This window comes from Halomonas sp. 1513, assembly GCA_001971685.1.
Classification (GTDB): domain Bacteria; phylum Pseudomonadota; class Gammaproteobacteria; order Pseudomonadales; family Halomonadaceae; genus Franzmannia.
The window spans coordinates 1,623,705-1,640,496 of sequence record CP019326.1 but is presented as its reverse complement, the minus strand read 5'-3'; the positions used below and the strand labels follow the sequence as shown (position 1 = coordinate 1,640,496).

At 65.9% G+C, this 16,792-nt stretch carries 16 protein-coding genes; all 16 read right to left on the bottom strand.

The window, feature by feature from the left end:
• Positions 1-60 precede the first annotated feature (60 nt).
• A complete protein-coding gene (locus BWR19_07465; protein ID APX92781.1) occupies positions 61-1,425 on the bottom strand; it encodes a flagellar hook protein in 1,365 nt (454 codons plus the stop codon).
• Between the two features lie 139 nt (positions 1,426-1,564).
• Positions 1,565-2,938 (bottom strand): flagellar hook protein, encoded by a 1,374-nt coding sequence (locus BWR19_07460; protein APX92780.1) that lies wholly within the window; start codon positions 2,936-2,938, stop codon positions 1,565-1,567.
• Positions 2,939-3,056: 118 nt separating this feature from the next.
• Positions 3,057-4,025: a hypothetical protein gene (locus BWR19_07455; GenBank protein APX94938.1), complete on the bottom strand. Its 969-nt coding sequence runs from the start codon at positions 4,023-4,025 to the stop codon at positions 3,057-3,059.
• Positions 4,026-4,160: 135 nt separating this feature from the next.
• A complete protein-coding gene (locus tag BWR19_07450) occupies positions 4,161-4,568 on the bottom strand; it encodes a VapC toxin family PIN domain ribonuclease (protein ID APX92779.1) in 408 nt (135 codons plus the stop codon).
• Between the two features lie 49 nt (positions 4,569-4,617).
• Positions 4,618-4,848: an antitoxin gene (locus tag BWR19_07445; protein APX92778.1), complete on the bottom strand. Its 231-nt coding sequence runs from the start codon at positions 4,846-4,848 to the stop codon at positions 4,618-4,620.
• A 143-nt stretch (positions 4,849-4,991) separates the two neighbouring features.
• A complete protein-coding gene (locus BWR19_07440) occupies positions 4,992-6,197 on the bottom strand; it encodes an O-succinylhomoserine sulfhydrylase (GenBank protein APX92777.1) in 1,206 nt (401 codons plus the stop codon).
• A complete protein-coding gene (locus tag BWR19_07435) occupies positions 6,187-7,707 on the bottom strand; it encodes an amidophosphoribosyltransferase (protein APX92776.1) in 1,521 nt (506 codons plus the stop codon). The genes BWR19_07440 and BWR19_07435 overlap by 11 nt, the downstream gene beginning before the upstream one ends.
• Before the next feature lie 83 nt (positions 7,708-7,790).
• On the bottom strand, positions 7,791-8,390 hold the full coding sequence (locus BWR19_07430) for a colicin V production protein (protein APX92775.1): 600 nt from the start codon (positions 8,388-8,390) through the stop codon (positions 7,791-7,793).
• Positions 8,390-9,058, bottom strand: coding sequence for a hypothetical protein (locus tag BWR19_07425; GenBank protein APX92774.1), 669 nt, complete (start codon positions 9,056-9,058; stop codon positions 8,390-8,392). The genes BWR19_07430 and BWR19_07425 overlap by 1 nt, the downstream gene beginning before the upstream one ends.
• The gene (locus BWR19_07420; GenBank protein ID APX92773.1) at positions 9,055-10,425 is read right to left on the bottom strand and encodes a bifunctional tetrahydrofolate synthase/dihydrofolate synthase; all 1,371 of its coding nucleotides are present in this window, start codon (positions 10,423-10,425) and stop codon (positions 9,055-9,057) included. The genes BWR19_07425 and BWR19_07420 overlap by 4 nt, the downstream gene beginning before the upstream one ends.
• 11 nt (positions 10,426-10,436) lie before the next feature.
• Entirely contained in the window at positions 10,437-11,417 is a 981-nt protein-coding gene (locus BWR19_07415; GenBank protein ID APX92772.1) for an acetyl-CoA carboxylase subunit beta, read from the bottom strand.
• Positions 11,418-11,471: 54 nt separating this feature from the next.
• Positions 11,472-12,275 (bottom strand): tryptophan synthase subunit alpha, encoded by an 804-nt coding sequence (locus tag BWR19_07410; protein ID APX92771.1) that lies wholly within the window; start codon positions 12,273-12,275, stop codon positions 11,472-11,474.
• 9 nt (positions 12,276-12,284) lie between these two features.
• Complete coding sequence (locus BWR19_07405; GenBank protein APX92770.1) at positions 12,285-13,550, bottom strand: tryptophan synthase subunit beta; 1,266 nt, start codon at positions 13,548-13,550, stop codon at positions 12,285-12,287.
• A 54-nt stretch (positions 13,551-13,604) separates the two neighbouring features.
• Entirely contained in the window at positions 13,605-14,486 is an 882-nt protein-coding gene (locus BWR19_07400; GenBank protein ID APX92769.1) for a hypothetical protein, read from the bottom strand.
• Positions 14,487-14,752: 266 nt separating this feature from the next.
• Positions 14,753-15,430 (bottom strand): N-(5'-phosphoribosyl)anthranilate isomerase, encoded by a 678-nt coding sequence (locus BWR19_07395; protein APX92768.1) that lies wholly within the window; start codon positions 15,428-15,430, stop codon positions 14,753-14,755.
• A gap of 132 nt (positions 15,431-15,562) precedes the next feature.
• Positions 15,563-16,789, bottom strand: a complete 1,227-nt coding sequence (locus BWR19_07390; protein ID APX92767.1) for a hypothetical protein — start codon at positions 16,787-16,789, stop codon at positions 15,563-15,565.
• Positions 16,790-16,792: the final 3 nt, after the last annotated feature.

Sequence of the window (16,792 nt, the reverse complement as noted above, 5' to 3'; positions counted from 1 at the left end):
CCCGGGCATTAGAACCAGGGGCTGAGGGCTAGGGCGATGAGACGCTGCTGTTGCAGCAGCTTAGCGGCGCTGCCCACCCATCTGCGAGAGCATGTCAAACTGCTGGCTAAGGTAGGCGCTAGTCGCGTTCATCTGGGAGAGCATGCTATCGAGCTGGCCAAACTGGCGCCGGTATCGCTCCAGCGTCCGTTCGATACTGAGCTCCATACGCTCGAAACGATTCTCCAGGCTAGTGACCCGCGTCTCGGCACTCGTAATCGAGCTCTGAACCAAGCCATCGCTGCCAAGGAACTGCGCCAGGGTCTGCTCCAGCCGCCCGGCCAGGCCAGCATCGCTATCGTCACCGGCAAAAAAGTCGGCCAAACGTTGTGGTTCGCTAGCGATGACGTCGTCGAGCTTGGCCTCATCAAGCTCCAAGCGGCCATTGGGGCGCAGGGAAATACCAACATCGGACAGCAGGCCTGCCGCTCCACCTTCCACCATATTGACCAGGTCACGCCCCAAACGCGTTTCGATAGTGCGTATGGTTCGGTCGCCCACCAGTTCACCGGCGGTCTCAGCGTCACCGGTCACATTGGTCATACGGCCAACGGTGGACTTCATCTCGTTGAAGGCAGAGACGAAACCTTGGACCGCCTCCTTGAGCTTCTCGGCATCCTGCTCGACTACGACGGTTACCACCTTACCTGTCGCTGAACTATCCAACTCCAGCGTCATACCCTGTATAGCACCCTCAACGCGATTACTCGCACTGGTGATCAGGATGTTATTGATCTTCAGCTCAGCATCGCGCCCCGCCACCAGGCTGGAGGTGTCCTGATTCAAGCTATTGTTGTCAAACTTCATGCCCTCGATACCCGCCGCGGCGCCAGTGTCGGCAGAGCTGAGCACCAGCCGATAGCCCTCCTGGCTACCGTCGTTGATGATCGAGGCAGTGACGCCAGCTTCTGGATGGGCATTGATCGCGTCGCGAATCTGGCTAAGCGACCAGCCCTCCTCAAGCACGACCTCAACATCGTCCTTGCCGCCAAAGGAGAGAGTCAGCGTGTCACCACCAACACCGACGACTGGGTCAGTAGCACTGGCCTCGCCGTAGCTCGCCAAGCTACCGCCGCGTGCAGCGTGAACCACCTCTACCTCGTAGCGCCCGGCGCTGGCACTGCTACCCGCAGTGGCTGTGATGCCTTCCCCCAGTACGCTGGTCGAGAGACTGCTATAAAGTGACGCGTCATTCAGCTTGCCAACCGCGGTCTGCACCCTATCCAAACTGGATTGAAGGCGTCCGTATGCGGAGATCTTGGCCTGCTCCTGGCTCCGCTGTGCGGTGACGGGCTGCAGCTTTTGGCGCTCGGCAGCATTGAGTTGATCGAGCAGGCCGGTAAGGTCAAGGCCAGAGCCGACACCAAGGGCGGAAATGGTAGCCATGTGGGATATTTCCTCTGAAAGCATCCACGACGGGTCTAACCATGAATATCGGCGGCCCGGCCAAAGACTTTAGTTTTTTTCGACTTTGCAAAAACCCCGGATAAACCGGGGTCGGCTGGTATAGCGAGCGTCCAACTGATCACATGAGCCCACCCATGCCACCACCTCCTTGACCACCTCCCATGTTGCTGAGCTGCTCACTGAGGTAGCTGCTGGTCTGATTCATCTGCGCCAGCATCCCGTCCAGTTGCACGAACTGTGAACGATAGCGCTCGATAGTCTGATCTATCGTCTGCTCGGTGCGCTCGAAGCGGTCGCCAAGGCTATCGATGCGCGTCTCGGCGCTGTTGATCGAGCCTTCAAGCGCCCCGTTGCTTCTCAGTAGCTGCTCGGTGGTGCCCGCCAGGCGGCCGGCAAGGCCGGCGGTATCGTCGTCACCGGCAAAGAAGCTGGCCACGCCGCCCGGATCGTTGGCCAAGACGCTGTCCAGCTGCTGCTCGTCGAGTTCGAGGGTGCCGTCGACGGTGAGCGAGAGGCCCATGTCAGACAGCAGCGATAGCTCATCATCCTGGGTCACACCGGCGGCCAGATCGTTGCGCAGGCTGGACTCGATGGCACGCACGGTGCTGTCGCCGATCAGCGGGCCAGCCTCGCCCTCTTCCCCATTAAACGCGGTGAGCTGCCCGGCGGTCCCCTTCATCTCGTTGTAGGCATCGACGAAGCCGACGATGCTGTCGCGAATGGTCTCGCTGTCGCGCTCCACCACCACGGTGCTGCTGCCCGGCTCCTGCAGGTCGAGGGTTACGCCCTGAATGGCATCCTCGATCTGGTTGGTGGGACCAGAGATATCAATGCCGTTGACTGAGAGAACGGCATTCTGGCCGTCCTGAAACACGCTGTCGCCGGAAAGCTCAGCATCCGAGAACTGGGCAAAGTCAGTGCCCGTGATTGCCGCCTCAGCGCCGGTGTCTTGCGACATCAAGGCAAGTCGGTAGCCTTCGCCATCGTTGACGATAGAGGCATTTACCGCCGCATTGGGGTCGGCGTTGATGGCATCGCGCACATCTTCCAAGGTGCTGCCCGCAGCAATATCGACCGGGTGATCCAATGAGCCGTCTTCAAAGCTCAGTTGGAGCTTGCCCCCCCCTTCGGAAACGATCGTATCCAGGTCGCTGACTCGCTCGGTGGCCAGATTGCCTGCCGTGGCGATCTCGCCGACCTCCACGTCATAGCGGCCGGGGCTAGCCTCGGGGCTGGCGGCCGCCTGGACGGCGCCACCGCTTACCTCCGAGGTAACGCTCTGGAACAGCGCCGGATCATTGAGCGTAGCGACGCTATTATCGAACGCCGAGAGCGTGCTCTGCAGTTCGCCATAAGCGGATATCTTTACCTGCTGCGTCTCGACCTGCTGCGCAATCGGGTCGAGTTTGGCGCGCTCGGCCTCTTCCAGCTGCCCCAGCAGGCCGTTGAGGTCGAGGCCGGAGCCAATCCCTAGTGAGGTGATACTCGACATAAACCCACTCCAAAACGCGTGTATTTTCCTCTCTATGCGTAGGCCATCGGCGGGGGGAGAGTGAACTTTAGGGTGTGGCCGCGATTTTTTTGACGCCGGGGCAAACGTCGGAGAGGCGTCAGTCTCGATGGGGTTGCGCGTAGCGCTGGCGCTTGGCGTCTAGCAGCCGCTGGTCGGCGCGGCCGGCGAGGCTATCCAGGCTGTCGTCCTGATGGCGCAGGGTGGCGACCCCGATGCTTATAGAAACTCCGGCGAGTTCGGCTACCTGTTGGCGCAGCCGAGCGGCGGTGGCCGCGGCGTCCTCGCGGCCAATTTCGGGCAGCAGAATCAGAAACTCATCGCCGCCGAAGCGCCCTAACAGGTCGCTCTCGCGCAGCGCCTGCTGCAGGCAGGCGGCAACGCGCTTGAGGGCGGCGTCACCGGCGGCATGGCCGAGCGTGTCGTTGACGTGCTTGAAGGCATCGAGATCCAGCATCAGCGCGCTGAGCGGGGAGACGTAGCGCCGCGCCCGCTCCACTTCTCGCTGGCCGAGGGTTTCGATATGCCGGCGGTTGTAGCAGCCGGTGAGGAAATCGCGGGTGGCCATCTCCCCGAGCTGGCCATTGAGCTGGGTGAGTTCGTGGTTGGCACGCTGCAGCGCCGCGGTTCGCTCCTCCACCCGCGCTTCAAGCACCTGGTTTTGGCGCTCCAGGGCCTCGCGGGCGTTGCGTAGCTCGGTCACATCCTGGGCAATCCCAAACAGATGGGTAACGCGCTGTGAATCCTCGGCGTCGTTGTGCAGCGGCACGATAAGGGTCAACCAATAGCCGAACTGCTCGTTGCCTTGCTCATCGAAAAAGGCGACGTGCTCCTCATAGCGCATGGGTTCATCGCGGGCCACGCACTCGCGGTAGCGGGCGTAGATGGCCTCGGCGGTCACCGCCGGCATGAAGGAGGCGATCGGTTTGCCAATGCACTCCCGCCCGATCGTGGCGTGCTGCGCCGGGTTGGCGGCCTCGACCACGAAGTGGCCGTCAGGCTCGGCGCGTACCAGGAACATGTTTTCGGGGAAGTGATGCCACAGCTCGCGGATCAGCGGATGCGCCATCAGCGCCTCGTGAAAGGTCAAGCGTAAGCAGGGATCAGGGTCGGATTCGCTCATGGGAGTACCGCAGGGTTTTCTTTACCTTTACAGCAACCGCGGCACCTGGCAAGTGACATTGGCCCCCCGGCAGCGCTGCGCCTAGGTGTCAGGCGTCCAGTTTTCGACTCTGAGACCAGGCACACGTTGGAATTCACCAATATTGTGGGTAACCACCACAAGCCCTCGGGATCGGGCATGGCCGGCGATCATCTGGTCATATGGACCAATGGGCGTACCACTCTTGGCCAATTCAGCGCGTATCTGCCCGCTATGCGCTGCAGCATGGGCATCGTAGTCGAGTACCTCGAGGCGCGCGGCAAAGCCTTCAACCACCGCCAGGTTACGCTCAGGGCTCGCCGATTTTTCGGCGCCGTAGATCAACTCCATCAGCGTCACGGTACTGATGCATAGCTGGGCATGATGACGCTTGAAGGTATCGCGGACCTGTGGCGGGCGGTTCTTGATGGTGAAGATGCAGATGTTGGTGTCCAGCATGTACTTCAACATTAGGCATTATCCGAAAATTAGCTGCGCTCGCTGCCTTTACAGGCAATGCCTAAAACCCCTCACGCTCTTGGTCGGCCGGCTGGCCGCGCTCGAGCATGTAGTCGTCGCTAACGGTTTCGCCATCGAACCAGCTGTCCCAGGCTTCGCCTGCCGGGGCGATAATGCGCGTCCGCCCCACCACTACCACGTCGACGCGAGTGACGCTGTCGGGCAGAGCGGCGGCCTTGGGCAGCCGAACTGCCTGGCTGCGATTGCTCTTGAATACCGATGCCTGTTCCATCACACACCTCCGGTATATGCCATGGGGATATACAAGAATAGCATCAGCATCCGAGATCGCCAATCGGGTTTTAAGGCACTGCGCTGCTTAGCGGGCAGCGCTGCGTGCTGCCATCGCGACTGAAGTCGCTCCCACACTAACCACTACACCAGGGCATCCAGGCCACGGGCGAGGTCGGCCTTGAGGTCGTCGATGTCCTCGAGGCCGACGGCGACGCGGATCAGGCCATCGCTGATGCCGGCGGCGGCTTTCTGCTCTTCTGAGAGGCGGCCGTGGGTGGTGGTGCCGGGGTGGGTGATGGTGGTCTTGACGTCGCCCAGGTTGCCGGTGATCGACATCACCCGGGTGGCATCGATCACCGACCAGGCGGCCTCGCGGGCGCTCTGCCCGCGACCGTTGACCACCTCGAGGCCGAGCACGGCGCCGTAGCCCTGCTGCTGGCGGCTGGCCAGCACGTGCTGGGGATGGCTCTCGAGGCCGCTGTAGTAGACGCGGCTCACCGCCGGGTGCGCCTCGAGCCAGCGCGCCAGGGCCATGGCGTTCTCGCAGTGGGCGCGCATGCGCAGGTTGAGGGTCTCGAGGCCCTTGAGGAAGATCCAGGCGTTGAACGGGCTCATGCAGGGCCCGCAGGTGCGCACCACGCCGAATAGCTCCTCGAGCTCCTTGTCGCGACCCACGACCGCCCCGCCGATGGCGCGGCCCTGGCCGTCGAGATACTTGGTGGCGGAGTGGATGACCAGGTCCGCCCCTAACTCGATGGGCTTCTGCAGCGCCGGGGTCAGGAAGCAGTTGTCGATGGCCAATAGCGCATCGTGGCGATGGGCGATCTCGGCCAGCGCGGCGATATCGACCACCTCGGAGAGCGGGTTCGACGGGGTCTCGGCGAACAGCAGCCTGGTGGCCGGGGTGATCGCCGCCTCCCAGGCCTCGAGGTCGGAGAGCTCGACGTAGCGGGTGACGATGCCGAACTTGCCGAGGTACTTGTCGAACAGGCTGACGGTGGAGCCGAACAGCGAGCGCGAGGCGACGATCTCGTCGCCGGCCTGGAGCAGCGCCAGGGCGGTGGAGAGGATCGCCGACATGCCGGAGCTGGTGGCCACGCAGCGCTCGCCGCCCTCCATCACCGCCAGGCGCTTCTCGAAGTTACGCACCGTGGGGTTGGTGAAGCGCGAGTAGATATTGCCCGGCTCCTCGCCGCCAAACTTGCGCGCCGCCTCGGCGGCGCTGCCGTAGACGAAGCTGGAAGTCGGGAAGATCGGCTCGCCGTGCTCCTGCTCGTGGGTGCGGGCGTGGCCAGCGCGGATCGCCTGGGTAGCCAGCGCCCAGTCGTGTGAGTTGTCAGTCGTCATCGAGGTCATCCTGATTGTGCATGCCGACCAGGGCGTGGTCGCTGACGTTCTGGACCTTGGCGCTGTCGTTGCGCGAGGCCTCGAGCCGGCTCAGATAGGCGTCGTCGATATCGCCGGTGATGTACTGGCCGTCGAATACCGAGCAGTCGAACTGCTCGAGGGCCGGATTGACCTCGCGGCAGGCGTCGCGCAGGTCGTCGAGGTCCTGGTAGAAGATGCGGTCGGCGCCGATCAGCTCGCCGACCTCGGCCTCGCTGCGACCGTGGGCGATAAGCTCGTTGGCCGCCGGCATGTCGATGCCGTAGACGTTGGGGTAGCGCACCGGCGGCGCGGCGGAGGCAAAATAGACCTTGCTGGCACCGGCCTCGCGGGCCATCTGGATGATCTGCTTGCAGGTGGTGCCGCGCACGATGGAGTCGTCGACCAGCAGCACGTTCTTGCCCTTGAACTCGATGTCGATGGCGTTGAGCTTCTGGCGCACCGACTTCTTGCGCTGGGTCTGCCCAGGCATGATGAAGGTGCGGCCGATGTAGCGGTTCTTCATGAAGCCTTCGCGATAGGTCACGCCGAGATGCTGGGCGAGCTCCAGCGCCGAGGTGCGCGAGGTGTCGGGGATCGGGATCACCACGTCGATGTCGTGTTCGGGCCACTCGTGCTGGATGCGGTCGCCGAGCTTGCGGCCCATCTGCATGCGCGTGCCGTAGACGTAGGCGCCGTCGAGGATCGAGTCGGGCCGCGCCAGGTAGACGTGCTCGAAGATGCACGGCGCAAGGATCGGCTTGTCGGCACACTGCTGGGTGTGGATGTTGCCGCGCATATCGACGAAGATCGCTTCGCCGGGGGCCAGGTCGCGGTGCAGCTCGAAGCCGCCGACGTCCAGCGCCACCGACTCGGAGGCGATCATCACGTCCTGGTGGCCACCCTCGTCGCGGGTGCCGAACACCACCGGGCGGATGCCCTGGGGGTCGCGGAAGGCGACCATGCCGAAGCCGTTGATGATCGCCACCGCGGCGTAGCCGCCCTTGCAGCGGCGGTGCACGCGGCGCACGGCGTCGAAGATGTCCTCGGGCTCGAGGTGGTGGCCCTGCTTGCCCAGCTCGTGGGCGAAGACGTTGAGCAGCACCTCGGAGTCGGAGCTGGTGTTGATGTGGCGCAGGTCGGTGGAGAACAGCTCCTGCTTGAGCTGATCCGAGTTGGTCAGGTTGCCGTTGTGGGCCAGCGAGATGCCGTAGGGCGAGTTGACGTAGAACGGCTGCGACTCCGCCTCGCTGGACGAGCCGGCGGTGGGATAGCGCACGTGGCCGATGCCCAGGTTGCCCTTGAGGCGCGCCATGTGGCGGGTATGGAAGACGTCGCGCACCAGTCCGTTGCTCTTGCGCAGCAGGAAGCGGTCTTCATGCCATGTCATCATCCCGGCGGCATCCTGGCCACGGTGCTGAAGGACTGTCAGCGCATCATAGATGCCCTGGTTGACCGCCTGGTTGGCCATCAGGCCCACGATACCGCACATTCCGCCTTACCTCGCTGCAGTGTTGCTTATCGCCGGCAAGGCCGGCGCCATAGGATGTCTGTATCGGTGCCGCCGGTTGCAGATTACTGCGTTGCCGGCGGTGCTGTCTCGGGCGAGCCGTCGTTGGGCGCCGCGTCGTCGTCATCGCCGCCACCGAAACCGGGTAGCGAGATATTGCGCCACGCCTCGGTACGCTCCGGATCGCGCTGCTCCCAGGCCTCGACCTGGCTAATCACCCAGCTGCGCAGCTCCTCGAAGGTGGGCCGCAGCTCGGCATCGCGCCACGCCTCGAGCTGCGACAGCGGGGTCAGCGAGATCAGCACCGTGACCAGCACCAGGATCGCCGCGCCGCGCAGCACGCCGAAGCCGGCCCCCGCCACGCGGTTGAAGAAGCCCATGCCGACCCACTCCACCGCGGCGTGCACGGCGCGGATGACCAGCCCGCAGATCATGATCACCACGAAGATGACCAGGATGAACGACAGCACCAGCCGACCGTCGGCGTTGTCGATCAGGCCGCTGAGCATGTCGGCCACCGGCTCGGCGAACATGCGCGCGGCGATCAGCGCGATGATCCAGGCCGCCAGGCCCAGGCCTTCGCGAATCAGGCCGCGCATGAACCCCGCCAGCATCGAAATGGCGAGTACCGCCAGGAACGCCATGTCCAGCCAGGTGAGACTCATCAATCCTCCCGCACCCGGATCAGTAGCCCCTGGATGTTGGCGCGCTCCTGGAGCTCGCTGCGTGCCTGCTCACCGTCGCTGGAACTGGCGAAGGGGCCGACGTAGACGCTGGTCATATTGTTGTCGCGGGCGCGACGGTAGGCGCTGAAGCCCTGCTCGTTGAGCTGCGCCTCGAGGCGCTCGGCGTTGGCCGCCTCGCCGAAGCTGCCCACCTGCACCGTCCATTCACCGCCCTCGCTGGCCGCAGTGGGCGGCGACGACGGCGCTGGCTCCGATTCGGGCTCGGGCTCCGCTTGCGGCTCGCTGGGGGCCTGGGCCGACTCGGCCAGCTCGGCGATCGGGTCGCTGACCTCGGGCTCGGCCGGGGTCGGCTCGTCCAGCTCACCCGGCTCGTCGCGCTGCACCGGATCGGTGGCCTCGACTGCCTGCTCGACGTCGACCTCGGGGGCCTCGTCGATCTCGCCGGCACCCGGCGTCGAGAGGCTGGCCGGGGGCGTCGGCTCATCCACCGGCGTGCGCTGCACGTCGATGGGCTGCTCGATAGTCAGCACCGGCGCCGGGCGCTCCTCGCGGGGCGTTGGCGTGTCGAACAGCATCGGCACGAAGATCACCCCCAGGGCGATGACGATCACCGCCCCACTGATGCGTTCACGCATGCCATATTTCATGCTGCTCCCTCCTTATGCCTGCGGCTGGCGTCCTCTGCCAACTGCGATGGTTGCCCAACCTCTAGCTCGGTCAGCGCCTCGGCCACGGTAAAGAACGACCCGCACACCAGCACCTGGTCGTCGGCGCCAAGGCGCTCATTCAGCCAGGCCATGCCGGCGGCGACACTGGCGGCACGCTGGGCCGCCGGCAGCCCAGCGTCGGCGAGGGTCTCGGCCAGGGCGTCGGCGCTGCGCGCCCGCTCACCCTCGAGGCTCACCGTGACCCAGGCATCGACCTGACCGGCCAGCTCGCCCACCACGCCGGCGGCGTCCTTGTCGGCGAGCATGCCGAGCAGCGCGTAGCGCCGGCCGGCACAGCCGCGAGCGGCGAGGCGCCTGGCCACATAATGGGCCGCATGCGGGTTATGTGCCACATCCAGGCACCACTGGCCGAGCCACTGCATGCGCCCGGCCAGCTGAACTTGGCCAAGGCCCTGGCGGCAGCGCTCGGCGTCGAGCGTCACGCCGGCCAGCGCCAGCGCCTGGAGCGCACTGGCGGCATTGTCCAGCGGCAGGCCCGGGTCGGGCAAGTGGTCAAGTGTCAGCGGTTCGGTTTCATGCTGATCCAGGGCCTGGCCCTGCCATTGCCAGTGGCCGGCGGCATCCGGCTCGCTGCGGATGAGCTGCTCGCCCAGCGCGAACAGCGGCGCGCCCAGGGCCTCGGCGTGCTGACGCACGCTGGCCGGCAGCGTCGTGCTGCCCAGCACCGCGGGGCGGCCGGCACGCATGATGCCGGCCTTCTCGCGGCCGATCTGCTGGATATCGGTGCCCAGGAAAGCGGCGTGATCCTGGGCCACGGTGGTGACTATCGCGACATCGGCATCGAGGATATTGACCGCATCGAGGCGCCCGCCCAGGCCAACCTCGAGGATCGCCAGCTGCGGGGTGCACTGGGCAATGCCGTGCAGCGCGGCCAGGGTGCCGGCCTCGAAGTAGGTCAGGCTGATCGGTTCACCGGCCAGACGCGCCGCCTCGACGGCGGCAAAGCCGGCGATCAGGGCGTCATCGTCGGCCTCGACGCCATCGATCCGCAGGCGTTCGTTGTAACGCAGCAGGTGCGGCGAGGTGTAGGTCGCGGTGGTGAGGCCGTGGGCGCGGGCCAGCGCCTCGAGCATCGCCACCGTGGAGCCCTTGCCGTTGGTGCCCGCGACGGTGATCACGCGTCCCGCAATAGGGCCCGCCAGCAGCCCCATGCGCTCGGCCACCGCGGCCACACGCTCGAGGCCGAGATCGATGCTCACCGGGTGCTGCTGCTCGAGGCGCGCGAGCCAGCCCGCCAGGTCCGCAGGCAGGGTGGCGTCATGCGTGGCACTGTCGGGCGAACTCATGGGGCGCTCCGTCAACGCGGCTCCAGGCCGTCGTCCTCGGCGGGCGGCTCCGGCGGCGCTTCGGCCTCGCTGACCTCGGCGGGCTGCTCGGCAACGTCTACCAGATCGGGCTCGTGCTCCTCGGGCATGCCGCTGACCGGCAGGTGGGTCAGCTTGCGCAGCACCGCCCCCAGGCGGTCGCGCATCTCGCTGCGGTGGACGATCATGTCCACGGTGCCGTGCTCGAGCAGGAACTCGCTGCGCTGGAAGCCTTCCGGCAGCTTCTCGCGCACGGTCTGCTCGATGACCCGCGGGCCGGCAAAGCCGATCAGCGCGTTGGGCTCGGCGACGTTGAGATCGCCAAGCATCGCCAGCGACGCCGTCACGCCGCCGTAGACCGGGTCGGTGAGCACCGAGATGTAGGGGATCCCGGCCTGCTTGAGCTTCTCCAGCGCCGCCGAGGTCTTGGCCATCTGCATCAGCGAGAACAGCGCCTCCTGCATGCGCGCCCCGCCGGAGGCGGAGAAGCACACCAGCGGAATGCCCTCTTCCAGCGCGGCGGTCGCCGCACGCGCGAACTTCTCGCCGACGATGGCGCCCATCGAGCCGCCCATGAAGGTGAACTCGAAGGACACCGCGACGATCGGCATGCCGTCGAGGGTACCGCGCATGGCGATCAGCGCATCGTTCTCGTCGGTGCTCTTCTGGGCCGCGGCGAGGCGGTCCTTGTACTTCTTGGAGTCGCGGAACTTGAGGCGATCCACCGGCTCGAGGTCGGCGGCGATCTCCTCGCGGCCCTCCTTGTCGAGGAACCAGTCGAGGCGCTTGCGCGCGGTCAGCCGCAGGTGATGGTCACACTTGGGGCAGACGTTGTGGTGTTTCTCGAGTTCGGGCAGGTAGAGCACCGCCTCGCACTTGGGGCACTTGCGCCACAGCCCGTCGGGGACACTGGCGCGTCGGTCCTTGCGCTGGATCCGGCCCATCGAGGGCACGATCTTGTCTAGCCAGCTCATGTCAGAATGCTTCCCGTATGCTGAATCTTGGAGTCATCGATCGTTGGCGGTCGCTCAAGCGTCCATGGCCTGTCGCATCTCGCCCAGCACCGCCTTTAGCTGCGGGGCGATGGCGGCCGGGTCATCGGCGTTGTCGGCGATGCGGTTGACCAGCGCCGAGCCGACGATCACGCCGTCGGCGACCTGGGCCACCGCCGCCGCCGAGGCGCCGTCGCGGATGCCGAAGCCGACGCACAGCGGCAGCTCGGTGATCTCGCGCAGCGGCGCCAGGTGGCTGGCGACGTCCTCGGCGTTGAGGCTGGCGGAGCCGGTCACGCCCTTGAGCGACACATAATACAGATAGCCTTCGCCATGGGCGCATATTGTAGCGGCCCGGGCGTTGGAGGTGGTAGGGGCAACCAAGAAGATCGATGCCAGGCCGCGGGCCTTGAGCACCGGGCCGAACTCCTCGGCCTCTTCCGGCGGCATGTCGACGGTCAGCACGCCATCGACGCCCGCCTCGGCGGCGGCATCGGCGAAGGTGTCGTAGCCGATCCGCTCGACCGGATTGAGGTAGCCCATCAGCACCACCGGGGTGGTGGTGTCGGTGCGGCGAAACTCGCGCACCATGTCGAACAGGTCGACCAGCCGGGTACCCTTGGCGAGCGCCCGCTCGCAGGCCTTCTGGATCACCGGGCCGTCGGCCATGGGATCGGAGAACGGCACGCCGAGTTCGACGATGTCGGCACCGGCCTCGACCAGGGCGTGCATGAAGCCCACAGTGTGCTCGGGGCCCGGGTCACCGGCGGTGATATAGGGAATCAGGGCCTTGCGGCCCTGCGCCTTGAGCTCGGCGAAGCGTTGATCGATACGATTCATCGCGGGTCCTTAGAATTCAATGCCGTCGAGTCGGGCCACCGTCATGATGTCCTTGTCACCGCGACCCGAGAGGTTGATCACGATGTGCTGATCGGGACGCATGGTGGGTGCCAGCACCTTGGCGTGGGCCAGGGCGTGGGCGGTCTCCAGCGCCGGCATGATGCCTTCCATGTGGGTCAGCTCGCGGAACGCCTCGAGCACCTGCTGGTCGTTGGCGGCCACGTAGTTGACGCGTCCGACGTCCTTCCACAGCGCGTGCTCGGGACCGACACCGGGATAGTCGAGCCCGGCAGAGATCGAGTGGGTGTCGGAGACCTGGCCGGCGGCGTCTGACATCAGGTAGGTGCGGTTGCCGTGGAGTACGCCGCGCGGCGCGTTGGAGGCCAGCGGCGCCGCGTGGCGGCCGGTCTCGACGCCGTCACCGCCGGCCTCGACGCCGTACATGGCTACCTCGTCGTCCTCGACGAACGGATAGAACAGGCCCATGGCGTTGGAGCCGCCGCCGACGCAGGCGATCAGCGCGTCCGGCAGGCGGCCGATCTGCTCCAGCGACTGGCGACGCGCCTCGCGGCCGGCCACGGCGTTGAAGTCACGCACCAGCAGCGGATAGGGGTGCGGGCCGGCCACGGTACCGATGATATAGAAGGTGTCGTCGACGTTGGTCACCCAGTCGCGCAGCGCTTCGTTCATGGCGTCCTTGAGGGTGCGGGTGCCGGACTCCACCGGGATCACCTTGGCGCCCAGCAGGTGCATGCGGTAGACGTTGAGCTTCTGGCGCTGGACGTCTTCGGCGCCCATGTAGACCTCGCACTTGAGGCCCAGGCGCGCCGCCACGGTGGCGGTGGCCACGCCGTGCTGGCCGGCGCCGGTTTCGGCGATCACCCGCGGCTTGCCGCTCTTCTTGGCCAGCAGCGCCTGGCCCACGGTGTTGTTGACCTTGTGCGCGCCGGTGTGATTCAAGTCCTCGCGCTTGAGCCAGATCTGCGCACCGCCCAGTGAATCCGACCAGCGTTTGGCATGATACAGCGGCGAGGGCCGCCCCACGAAATGGGCCAGATCATAGTCGAATTCCGCCTGGAAATCGGGATCGTCGCGCATGGCGGCGTAGTTCTTCTCGAGTTCATCCAGGGCGAAGCTCAACGTTTCCGAAACGAACCGGCCGCCGTAGGGGCCGAAATGGCCGCGCGCATCGGGCAGTCGGGTCAGGTCGCTGAACTTGGTCACGAAAGACACCTCACAGGGTCGCTTGAGCGGATTGGCTTGCCTGGCGCGCATCGCATGGTGTGCGATACGAACCGACCCCGGAGCATAGCAGGTTTTGAACGGCTTTTAGAGCGTCGTCACATCATCGACGATGGCTCGATGGACCTCCGGCAGCCACTGATAGCCGCTCGGATAATGCAGATGGCGGACAGGCACCTGGGCGGCAATGCGCGACAGGCGCATGAAGCGGCCAACGCGCAGGTCGGCGCGCTCGGGCGAGCCCGATCCGCCGGAAAAGGCCTTGCCGCCTCGCTGAGCCTCGAGCAGGTGCCACAGGAAAGAGTGGCGTGCCAGGTGGATCACCGCCTGCGAGGCTGGCAGCGATGTCATCTGCGTACTGGCTTTTTCCCCCGTCTCCGCGCCGCGGGCCAGGAGATAGATCGCCGCCACCGGCAGCGGCTCGGTCTGCGCCCGGCCCAGCGCCTGCAGCGGTACGCTAAGCTTCTCGAACGCCGGGTGCACCAGCGGGTACTGTTTGTCGCTCGCCACGAACCGCCGTACCTGTTCCGGGGTCATCTTGAGCTGGGGAAAGCCGTGCAGGCAGCGCACCCCTTGGCCGCTAACCGCCAGCGCCGAGATATCATCGGCCAGCAGTGCAAAGCCTGCCTTGACCAGCGAGGTCACCAGCGTGCTCTTGCCGCCGGTGCGGTCCGCCGCAAACAGTACCGCCCGGCCCTCCACCTCGACGGCGCCGGCGTGCAGCGCAATGATGCCCGAGAACTCGAGGTAGCAGCTGAAGACATGGCCGAGCAGGCAGACCTCGACCAGGTAGTCGAGGTCGGGATCCATGAGCCGGCAATCGATCAAACCGGGAGTGAGGATGAAATCCGCCACCCGGGGGAAGCGCATGAGATAGCCATCGGCGAAGGCGTAGAGCTGGACGACTGGCTCGCCGAAGCGGTTTGTGTCGGGGCTGGCATACAGACAGCTCTCTGCCGCCGGCTGCACGGGTGTCTGCTGAACGCAACACCGGAAGTGCAGGTCGGGCGGCATGGACGCATCGGCAAGGGTCATCGGCGTACGAAACCGACGCTCGGTCGCCATGCACTGACCAAAGACCCAATATTTGTTGCTCATCGACGGGATACTGCAGCAGGTTCAAGCATGGCCAAGCCCACGGAATGAGCCGCTCTGTGGTGACGCGTGCGCGATCATCACACCCTGAGGTTACACAAAGAAACAAAATGGCGAAACACTCGCCAGGGTGGTTTTTCTCAGCTCATTAGACCCCGGCGCTCGCCGTCGGCGCCCTGCACCGCCGCGGCAAAGGCCAGCAGCTTTGCGTGATCCTTATGGCCGCGAGCCGCCTCCACGCCGCCGGAGACATCCACCGCAAAGGGCCGCACGCTGGCAATCGCCTGGGCGACGTTGGCCGGCGTCAGCCCACCCGCGAGAATCACCGGCTTGGCCAGGCTCGGGGGAATTCGCGACCAGTCGAAAGTCTCGCCGGTGCCTCCCGGCACCCCGGGTCGGTAGGCATCCAGCAACAGCGCCTGGGCCCCGCAATAGGCCTCTGCCGCGGCGTACAGGTCGAGGTCGTCGCGCATGCGCAGGGCCTTGATCCACGCTCGGCCGAAGGCCTCGCAGAAGGCCGGCGATTCGTCGCCGTGAAACTGCAGCAGGTCCAGGTGCCGGGCACAGCGCTCGACCAGCGCGGAGGACTGGTCGACGAAGAGACCGACGCGGGTGACGAAGGCCGGCACCCGGGCAGCCAGCTCGGCCAGGCGCGCCTCGTCCACGGCGCGCCCGCTGCCGGGCCAGAGCACGAAGCCCAGGGCGTCGGCGCCAGCCGCCACGGCGGCGTCGATATCCGCGTCGCGTGTCAGGCCGCAGAATTTGATACGGGTGCGCGTTGGCGTGTCGGCGTTCAGGCTAGGGTCAGGCAGGGTCATCGACTTCCTCGAGGGCTCTTCCGGCAGCTGGCGTGGCGAGATTGGCCGCCACGGCCCGATGCACGGCTGGCAGGTGCGGGTAAAGGCTAGGCTAACATAGCCGCTTGGCCACCCTGATAATACCGGATCCAGCTAGCGCTGTACCAAGAGCCCGTTGTTCTCGAGCTCCGCCACGAACACGGCCAGATCTTCACCCAGGGTGGGCGGATCGACAGCATAGCGCTGCAACATCCTCGCCTCAGCGCCTGCCAGGGTGCCGCACTCGAGCACACAGCGCCACATGTCCGCTGACGCGCCCTCCAAGCGGAAGCAGGGTGCGCTGGTGTCGGGCTCGCCGGGGAAACGCGCCAGCGCGACGGCGCCGTCGACGTCAGCCCAGAGAACGCGCGGCCCCACCTGGATGGCCCCGTCACCCGGGGCCAGCAGCACCGCCAGCTCGCCTGCCTCGGCTTGCCCGCCTCGCGGCTGGGCGGCATGTTTACGGTTCAGGGAGAGCGACGGCGGCAATAGATTCCAGCTGGCCCGGTAGCAGCCCGCCTCGGCGTCCCAGTACTTGGACTGGGGTTCGCACCAGGCAAAGGCGACAAACTCGGGTATGCCCAGCCAGCAGCCCGCCCCACCGACTCGCTCCCTGCGCTGATCGAGCCACTGGGGGTAGGCGTCGCCGAAGCGCTGTGGCGCCACGTCGCGGAGATCCACCGCATTGAGGCACGCCTCTACGCCGGGCTCGGCGCGCTGTATGGCAGCACAGAGTCCGGCAGGCGCAAACAGCGGACAAAAAATGACCGAACGTAGATCATGGCGGGTCAGAAACTGCCGAAAGCGCAGCCCGGAGAGCGCACAGTCATCGACGATCACCCACGTCTGCCGCGCCTCCTCGTCGAGCGGATCGCCGGGGACGCCGATCTGATCGTGGCGCAGCCCCAGGCAGTAGGAGAGCATGCCAAGCACGATCCAGCCGCCGCGCGGAATGGCCGTGAAGCGAAAGCCGTTCAACCCATCTCGTCCGAAGCGCGAGATCAGCTGCGCGGCAAGCGCCCCGGCGGCGGCTTCGGCCTCGGCGTAGCCGACATGGCGATGGCAGTGGATCACATCGTTGAGCTCGGCGGAGAGATTCTCCAGCAGCATCGTTTGATGAGGGGTGAAGTGGCCGAAGGCGGCCAGCAGTGGCGCCGGGCTGGCACGCGCCACCAGGCGCATGTCGCCAAATTCGCGCCACAGCTCGTTGGCTTCCAGGCCCGTGACAAGCGCCGCGAGCGCCGAGTGCGAATCAGCGCATTGGGTAAATGACAGCAACTGCTCGACGCCCTCACGGACGTCGAGCAGCAGGTATGCATCTAAATGACGATGCATGGTCATGGT

Excerpts from the sequence above, each read along its gene's own strand:
- BWR19_07465 (APX92781.1), bottom strand. The coding sequence starts at position 1,425 with ATGGCTACCATTTCCGCCCTTGGTGTCGGCTCTGGCCTTGACCTTACC.
- BWR19_07460 (APX92780.1), bottom strand. The coding sequence starts at position 2,938 with ATGTCGAGTATCACCTCACTAGGGATTGGCTCCGGCCTCGACCTCAAC.
- BWR19_07455 (APX94938.1), bottom strand. The coding sequence starts at position 4,025 with ATGGCGCATCCGCTGATCCGCGAGCTGTGGCATCACTTCCCCGAAAAC.
- BWR19_07450 (APX92779.1), bottom strand. The coding sequence starts at position 4,568 with ATGTTGAAGTACATGCTGGACACCAACATCTGCATCTTCACCATCAAG.
- BWR19_07445 (APX92778.1), bottom strand. The coding sequence starts at position 4,848 with ATGGAACAGGCATCGGTATTCAAGAGCAATCGCAGCCAGGCAGTTCGG.
- BWR19_07440 (APX92777.1), bottom strand. The coding sequence starts at position 6,197 with ATGACGACTGACAACTCACACGACTGGGCGCTGGCTACCCAGGCGATC.
- BWR19_07435 (APX92776.1), bottom strand. The coding sequence starts at position 7,707 with ATGTGCGGTATCGTGGGCCTGATGGCCAACCAGGCGGTCAACCAGGGC.
- BWR19_07430 (APX92775.1), bottom strand. The coding sequence starts at position 8,390 with ATGAGTCTCACCTGGCTGGACATGGCGTTCCTGGCGGTACTCGCCATT.
- BWR19_07425 (APX92774.1), bottom strand. The coding sequence starts at position 9,058 with ATGAAATATGGCATGCGTGAACGCATCAGTGGGGCGGTGATCGTCATC.
- BWR19_07420 (APX92773.1), bottom strand. The coding sequence starts at position 10,425 with ATGAGTTCGCCCGACAGTGCCACGCATGACGCCACCCTGCCTGCGGAC.
- BWR19_07415 (APX92772.1), bottom strand. The coding sequence starts at position 11,417 with ATGAGCTGGCTAGACAAGATCGTGCCCTCGATGGGCCGGATCCAGCGC.
- BWR19_07410 (APX92771.1), bottom strand. The coding sequence starts at position 12,275 with ATGAATCGTATCGATCAACGCTTCGCCGAGCTCAAGGCGCAGGGCCGC.
- BWR19_07405 (APX92770.1), bottom strand. The coding sequence starts at position 13,550 with ATGCGCGCCAGGCAAGCCAATCCGCTCAAGCGACCCTGTGAGGTGTCT.
- BWR19_07395 (APX92768.1), bottom strand. The coding sequence starts at position 15,430 with ATGACCCTGCCTGACCCTAGCCTGAACGCCGACACGCCAACGCGCACC.
- BWR19_07390 (APX92767.1), bottom strand. The coding sequence starts at position 16,789 with ATGACCATGCATCGTCATTTAGATGCATACCTGCTGCTCGACGTCCGT.